The sequence below is a fragment of the Mycobacterium sp. NGS40 genome (assembly GCF_059812735.1).
On the sequence record NZ_JCALDG010000070.1, the window covers coordinates 1 to 3,502 of the forward strand.

At 63.0% G+C, this 3,502-nt stretch carries 4 protein-coding genes and 1 pseudogene; 1 reads left to right on the plus strand and 4 read right to left on the minus strand.

Features of this window, described 5'->3' with window-relative positions; all coding sequences use genetic code 11:
- From AC5Y5O_RS31815 to csoR, 3 genes and pseudogenes are all read right to left on the minus strand, one after another.
- Nucleotides 1-788, minus strand: a pseudogene (locus AC5Y5O_RS31815) (heavy metal translocating P-type ATPase); the annotation flags it as partial.
- A 55-nt stretch (nt 789-843) separates the two neighbouring features.
- Nucleotides 844-1,137 (minus strand): DUF1490 family protein, encoded by a 294-nt coding sequence (locus tag AC5Y5O_RS31820; protein WP_061559662.1) that lies wholly within the window; start codon nt 1,135-1,137, stop codon nt 844-846.
- A gap of 84 nt (nt 1,138-1,221) precedes the next feature.
- Complete coding sequence (gene csoR, locus AC5Y5O_RS31825; protein WP_061555869.1) at nt 1,222-1,581, minus strand: copper-sensing transcriptional repressor CsoR; 360 nt, start codon at nt 1,579-1,581, stop codon at nt 1,222-1,224.
- 210 nt (nt 1,582-1,791) lie between these two features.
- Between csoR and AC5Y5O_RS31830 the strand changes: the two genes are divergently transcribed.
- Nucleotides 1,792-2,454, plus strand: a complete 663-nt coding sequence (locus AC5Y5O_RS31830; protein ID WP_061555868.1) for a DUF2182 domain-containing protein — start codon at nt 1,792-1,794, stop codon at nt 2,452-2,454.
- 408 nt (nt 2,455-2,862) lie between these two features.
- On the opposite strand, the gene AC5Y5O_RS31835 is transcribed toward AC5Y5O_RS31830, so the two are convergent.
- On the minus strand, nt 2,863-3,327 hold the full coding sequence (locus AC5Y5O_RS31835) for a heavy metal-responsive transcriptional regulator (protein WP_061555867.1): 465 nt from the start codon (nt 3,325-3,327) through the stop codon (nt 2,863-2,865).
- Nucleotides 3,328-3,502: the final 175 nt, after the last annotated feature.

Below are 3,502 nucleotides of genomic sequence, written 5' to 3' on the forward strand. Positions count from 1 at the left end.
CAGGCTTCCTTGGCGCCCATCTCCAGCAGCTTGCTGATCGCCTCCGACGCCTTGCCGGTGGCTCTGGCCTCGACATAGCGGCCCAGCACGACGAACGCGATGATCAACGCGGCGGTGTCGAAAAACAGTGGGCCACCAGCGAACAACTCATAGGTGGAGTAGACGAAAGCGGTCAATGTGCCCAGCGCGATCAGCGTGTCCATATTGGCGCTCAACGCTCGCGCTTGCTGCACTGCCCCTTTGAGGAATGGCCAGCCGGCGACGAATTGCACCGGTAGCGTGGCGGCAAAGGCCAACCATCCCGCCCACGGGTAGGCGCCGAACAGCATCGGCGACGCCATCGCAAGCAGCCCTAGCGGCATGGCCAGCCATAGCCGTCGCAGCCACGTCCGGCGCTGGCGCTGGTTGTCCTCGCGCGGTGACAGCTGCCCACAGCTGGCCGGCCCCGACCCACATCCGCCACCAGTGTTGATCGGCTGATCACCGTCGGGCGAACGGCCGAACAAACGACGGATCCGGCCGGTCAGTGTGCGCACCCCCCCGGTATTGCGGGGATCAGCCGAGTGGGGGGCACGCGCGGGCACTGATTCCGCCGGGGTGTGCCGCGCTTCGGTGATCGCTGCCAAAACCGCAGCGGTGTCGCAACTTTCGGGCGAATACAACACCACCACCGACGCGGTGCGTGGGTAGGCGTACACCGCATCCACGCCGCTCACGTTGGCGACCATGTCCTCGATCGCGACGGCCCGAACTGTGTCGAAGCGAAACCCACTGGCCTGCACACGCATTCGTCCCGACGCGTCCGAGACGACCTTCAGCTTGACTTCGCCATCGGCGATGGTGTCAGTGGTCATCGGTGTTGCCCGGGTCGCTCGCCACCGCTGTGGCGTTGTCCCCGATGCGTTCTTTGGCCTCGGCGATCACGTCGGCCGTGGTTAACCGTGCCCGCTCAGCGCTCTCGCCGGCCTTGCGTTCGGCCTCACGGGCCACGCGGATGCCCCAGGCGGTCACGGTAACGGTCGCCGCGCGCAGCGGAACTTTCGCGATTCCCTTGCGCAACACCTCATAGGCCGCAACCCCCACCGCGCCGGTCACCACGGTGGGTACCGCCTTGGCCACAAATCCATGCAGCACCAACATCTTCAACGCTCCCTTTCATCTCTATTCCTCAGCCACACGGTGGCTGTCGTAGCTAATGGCCAGCACCAAAAGCCGGTGTCGTTACGTGCGGCTTCCTGCCGTCGCCGGCTCTTTGTCGCTAGGTTCACCGACCGCGGCGCCGCCTAGCTGGGCCTGCGGGCCGGTCAATGCCGGGGTGAATTTCACCGCATCAATCAACTCTTCGATGGCGGCTTGCCCGCGGCCACCGAGCACCGCCGAGGAAAAACACGTCTCCAAGTGGTTGTGCAACATCACCCGATTGGCACGCTCGAGCGAGGACTGCACCGCCGAGATCTGCTTCATCACGTCCACGCAGTAAGCGTCGGATTCCAACATCCGAATGATCCCGTCAAGGTGGCCGCGAACCGTCTTGAGCCGGTTCAGCGCCGCGTGCTTTTTCGCCGTCAATTCCTCGCTCATAGCCGCCTCATCACTCCCATCGACATCCGATTCACCCGAGGATACTCCACCCCACCCGGGGTGGGTACTCTTCAAGGAGTTACCGCATTCGGGGAATCACTGAAGGGAGTGTCTTAAGTGGACAACGGCCAAGGGCGTGCATGGTCGCGGACTGATATCTGGTTACCGGCATTCCTGTTAGGTTTGGCGGGTCTGGGCTGGTGGTGGTCAGTGGTCACCGCGGCGGACATGCGCGGCGACACAATGCCGATGGACAGCCAATCCACGACGTCGCTGGCCGCGTTCCTCATCGCGTGGGCGGCCATGATGGCCGCCATGATGCTCCCCGCGGCATTGCCGGTGGTTGGCCGCTACGCCCGCGCCGCCGGCGGCAAGGCCGCTGCAGCGATCGTCTTCGTGACCGGATACCTGGCCGTGTGGACCGTGGTCGGCGTCCCGGCCTTTCTTGCGTCAACCCATCTGAACCCGGTGCTCCATAGCTGTCCGTGGGTAGGCCGCGTCGCCGGTGTGGTCGCCCTGGTCGCGGGGCTGCATCAGCTCACGCCGTTCAAGGCGACATGCCTGCGCTATTGCCGCCGGACCACGTCGTTGTCCGGCGCGTCAGGCAACAACCTCAACAGTCCACCCCGCGCATTGCTCGCCGGAGGCCGCTACGGCATCTACTGCCTTGGCTCTTGTTGGATGCTAATGCTGGTATTAATCGCCTTTGGCACAATGCAATTGGCGTGGATGCTGGCACTGTCGGTCGTCATCTGGCTGGAAAAAGTGACGCCCTTCGGCGACCAGCTCAGGCATGCGACAGCAGCGGCACTCATCATCCTCGGCGTCGCGCTACTGGTACATCCCACGTTAGTCACCCACCTCATCTCATAAAACGGGTGTGGTGGGACCTTGCTCAACTACCGTTATTCGGCTTTGAGCCCGATCCGCCGTAAAGCGGGTACCCCGCGGCACACGATCACCGGGGTCCAAGCGATCCGCCTCATCCATCAAGTCCCCCGGAGGTTCGTCGGGTTCTAAACGGGTCACCTCACCCATCGCGCCGCAGCCGGCGCGATGGGTGTTCTAGGGGGCGCCTCTTCGACCAAAAGGATTCGGTAGTTTCGACATCCCCGTCGAGGTCGGCGAGGAACGACACCAAATAAATCAGTCGGGTGTCTCTTCGCAATGGGCTGACTATCGGAATGCCTAGCTTGCGGCAGTCGTGTGCCGGGAATCGGCAACAGCCGAAGGTATTGACCTTAGCCGAATAGCCGAGGAATTAACGGCTTTCGCGGCTTCCTATACGCCGCTAGTACTGATTGGCTCGCCGCTGGAATGACTCTGCTCCATGATGGCATCGGCATCCAGGTCGCTTTCCAAGATCCAGCACACCGTGGAATGGTCGTGTTCGGTGGGTGCGGCCTGAGAGGCGTACTCGAGAAGGGTCTGCAAGTGACTTTCGAGCGCAACGAGTTCGGCGACCTGCGCGCGGACTTGGTCCAGGCGAGTGGTTAGGACTTGTCGGACGTGCCCGCACGGCACCTCGCCACGGTCGTGGATCGCCAGGATTTGGCGGACCTTCCGCAAGGTCAGTCCGGCGGATTGGCCCCGATGGATGAACCGCAACCGATCCACAATTTCAGGCCCATAGTCGCGATATCCGGAAGCAGTGCGTGCGGGCGGCGGTAGCAGACCCGAGTCCTCATAGAAGCGGATGGTTTTGGCGCTGGTGTTGGCCAGTTTCGCCAGCTCGCCGATCTGCATTGGCGCCTCCCTTGACCTTCTAGTCCACTGGAAGGATAACACTGGGTTTGGGTCGGCAGATGGCCGAAGGCGCGAACAAGATTGGTGGTGATTGTGGCGAGCACAGCGTTCCACTCGCTCTCCGCAATCTCTCGCAGAGCCCCACGGCCGCAATCGAAGGCGTGTACGGGGCGCC